The 3,467-nt window shown below is 63.7% G+C and carries 2 protein-coding genes; both read right to left on the reverse strand.

Going from position 1 to position 3,467, the window contains the following annotated elements:
* Positions 1-35: 35 nt before the first annotated feature.
* Positions 36-2,891, reverse strand: coding sequence for an aminomethyl-transferring glycine dehydrogenase (gene gcvP, locus ACR0FE_RS23560; protein WP_480915552.1), 2,856 nt, complete (start codon positions 2,889-2,891; stop codon positions 36-38).
* Between the two features lie 174 nt (positions 2,892-3,065).
* Positions 3,066-3,431, reverse strand: coding sequence for a glycine cleavage system protein GcvH (gene gcvH, locus ACR0FE_RS23565; RefSeq protein WP_170613943.1), 366 nt, complete (start codon positions 3,429-3,431; stop codon positions 3,066-3,068).
* Positions 3,432-3,467: the final 36 nt, after the last annotated feature.

Consider the following 3,467-nt stretch of genomic DNA (forward strand, 5'->3'; position numbering starts at 1 on the left):
CCCCGCCGGATGTTTCCGGCGAGGGGTTTTATCTTTCACTCAGCGGCTTCTTCGTATTCTGACATTGGAGGGCATGTGCAGATGAGGTTTCTGTCGCCGTATGCGTTGTCGACGCGGTTGACGGGGGACCAGTATTTGTCGACACCCATGGAGCCCGGGGGGAAGCAGGCCTGTTCGCGGGTGTAGGGGCGGTCCCAGTCGCCGACCAGATCGCGCACCGTGTGGGGGGCGTTTTTGAGCGGGTTGTTGTCCGCGTCGATCTTGCCGTCGATGATGTCCTGCGCCTCGGCCCGGATGGACAGCATGGCATCGCAGAAGCGGTCCAGCTCGGCCATGGGTTCCGATTCGGTGGGTTCGACCATCAGGGTGCCCGCCACCGGCCAGGACATGGTCGGCGCGTGGAAGCCGCTATCGACCAGACGCTTGGCGATGTCGTCGACGCTGACATGCGCGGCCTCGTCCAGCGGACGGGTGTCGAGGATGCATTCATGCGCCACCCGGCCCGTTTCCGAGGTGTAGAGGATCGGATAGGCATCCTTGAGCCGTGCCGCGATGTAGTTGGCGTTCAGGATCGCCACTTTCGTCGCCTGCGTCAGACCCTCACCGCCCATCAGCAGCACATAGGCCCACGATACGGGAAGGATCGAGGGCGAGCCGAAGGGCGCCGCCGAGACCGGGCCCACGGCGGTGCCGTATTCCGGGTGGCCGGGCAGATGCTCTTCCAGATGCGCCTTGACGCCGATCGGACCCATGCCGGGGCCGCCGCCGCCATGCGGGATGCAGAAGGTCTTGTGCAGGTTCAGGTGGCTGACATCGCCGCCGATCTTGCCCGGCTGGGCCAGACCGACCATGGCGTTCATGTTGGCGCCGTCGATATAGACCTGACCGCCGTGGTCATGGGTGATCTGGCAGACCTCCTGCACGGTTTCCTCGAACACGCCATGGGTCGAGGGGTAGGTGATCATGCAGGCGGCCAGATGGTCGCTGTGCTTTTCCGCCTTGGCGCGGAAATCGGCGACATCGATGTTGCCCTTGTCATCCGACTGCACCGGCACCACCTGCCAGCCCACCATCTGCGCCGAGGCCGGGTTGGTGCCATGCGCCGAGGTCGGGATCAGACAGACATTGCGGTGCCCTTCGCCACGGGCGAAGTGATAGTTGCGGATGGTCAGCAGACCCGCGTACTCACCCTGCGCGCCCGAGTTGGGCTGCTGGCTGATCGCGTCATAACCGGTGATCTGGCACAGCTTGTCGTTCAGATCGGCAATCATCTCAAGATAGCCCTGCGCCTGATCTTCCGGGCAGAACGGGTGCAGATTGCCGAACTCGGGCCAGGTGACCGGGATCATCTCGATCGTGGCGTTCAGCTTCATGGTGCAGGACCCCAGCGGGATCATCGCCCGGTCCAGTGCCAGGTCGCGGTCGGCCAGACGGCGCATGTAGCGGGTGATCTCGGCCTCGGCCCGGTTCTTGTGGAAGATCGGGTGGGTCAGGTACGCGCTTTCGCGCAGCGCATGTTCCGGCAGGCGGTAATGCTTGTTCGAGCTGTCATCCTTGCGGTCGATGCCGAAGGCACCCCAGACCGCCTCGATGGTCTCGGGGCGGGTCTGTTCATCAAGGCTGATGCCGACCTTGGTCTCGCCCACCTTGCGCAGGTTGACGCCCCGGGCCACGGCGGCCTCCATGACCGTCTTCTGCAGATGGCCGACCTCGACCGTGATGGTGTCGAAGAACACCTCGGGTTCCACGGCAAAGCCTGCCGCCTCCAGACCGTCGGCCAGGCGCGAGGTCTTGCGGTGCACCGATTGCGCGATGGCCTTGATGCCGTCGGGGCCGTGATAGACCGCATACATCGAGGCAATGACGGCCAGCAGCGCCTGCGCGGTGCAGACGTTCGAGTTCGCCTTCTCGCGGCGGATATGCTGCTCGCGGGTCTGCAGCGCCAAGCGATAGGCCTTGTTGCCACGGCTGTCGATGCTGACGCCGATGATCCGCCCCGGCATCGACCGTTTCAGCTTGTCGGTGGTCGCCATGTAGGCCGCGTGCGGGCCGCCATAGCCCATCGGCACGCCAAAGCGCTGGGTCGAGCCGATGGCAATGTCCGCGCCCATCTCGCCCGGTGACTTCAGCAGTGCCAGCGACAGGATATCGGCCGCTACGATGGCGATCGCCTTATGTTCATGCAGCGCCGCGATCTCGGCAGAGAAGTCGCGCACATGGCCATAGGTGCCCGGATACTGGAAGATGGCGCCAAACACCGCACCAGCATCCAGCGTATCCGGATCGGCCACCTGCACGTCGATGCCCAGAGGCTCGGCGCGTGTTTTAATGACCGCGATGGTCTGCGGGTGGCAGTTCTTGTCCACGAAGAAGGCCGCGTTGTTGGCCTTGGACCGGCCGCCGCGCTTGGCCATCGCCATGGCTTCGGCCGCCGCGGTGGCTTCGTCCAGCAGCGAGGCGTTGGCCACGTCCAGCCCGGTCAGGTCGCTGACCATGGTCTGGAAGTTCAGAAGCGCCTCAAGACGGCCCTGGCTGATCTCGGGCTGATAGGGCGTATAGGCGGTGTACCAGGCCGGGTTTTCCAGGATGTTGCGCAGGATCGGCGCCGGCGTGGTGGTGCCGTAATAGCCCTGACCGATCAGCGAGGTCAGAACCTTGTTCTTGCGCGCCACCTCTTTCATGTGAAAGAGCGCATCGCGCTCGGTCATCGCCGGACCCCAGTCCAGCGGCTCTGTCTGCCGGATCGCCAGCGGGACGGTGGCGTCGATCAGCTCGTCCAGCGTCTTGAAGCCGATCACCTTCAGCATGTCGCGCATCTCGGTGGGCGACGGGCCGATGTGGCGGCGATTGGCGAAGTCATAGGCTTCGTAATCGGTCAGTTTGAAGGCCATTGCAGCGCTCCTCATGAAATGTCTCACCCAGCCGCTCTGGCAGGAGCCTCCGGCGTGGGGTAAGGGCCGTCCTGGAACCTGTCCGGGGACAGTTTCAGGCCCAAACGGGCGGAGCCCAAATCAGCGGCTCCGGGTGAAAGAAGGGGGCGGATCCCGTCGGAACCCGCCGTTTGCTCAGCCGATCAGGGCCTTGTAGCCGTCCAGATCCATCAGATCCTCCAGCTGCGACGCATCCGCGATCTTGATCTTGTAGATCCACGCCTCGCCCTCGGGGTCGTCGTTCAGCGAACCGGGATTGTCCGCCAGCGCCTCGTTCACCTCGACAATCTCGCCATCCACCGGCGCATAAAGCTCGGACGCCGCCTTGACCGACTCGATCACGCCGATCTCGCCGCCCTTCTCAAACTCGTCACCCGCTTCCTGCTGCTCGACAAAAACAACATCGCCAAGCTGCTCAGCCGCATGAACCGTAATCCCCAGCGTCGCAACTTCTCCTTCAACTCGCAGCCACTCGTGCTCTTCAGAATAATACGTCGACATTCCTGTTCTCTCCTGACTTCAACGCTTGTAGTTTTG

This window comes from Ruegeria sp. K7, assembly GCF_056531785.1.

Bases quoted from the DNA above. Each gene is read 5' to 3' on its own strand.
- gcvP (WP_480915552.1), bottom strand. From the start codon at position 2,891: ATGGCCTTCAAACTGACCGATTACGAAGCCTATGACTTCGCCAATCGC.
- gcvH (WP_170613943.1), bottom strand. From the start codon at position 3,431: ATGTCGACGTATTATTCTGAAGAGCACGAGTGGCTGCGAGTTGAAGGA.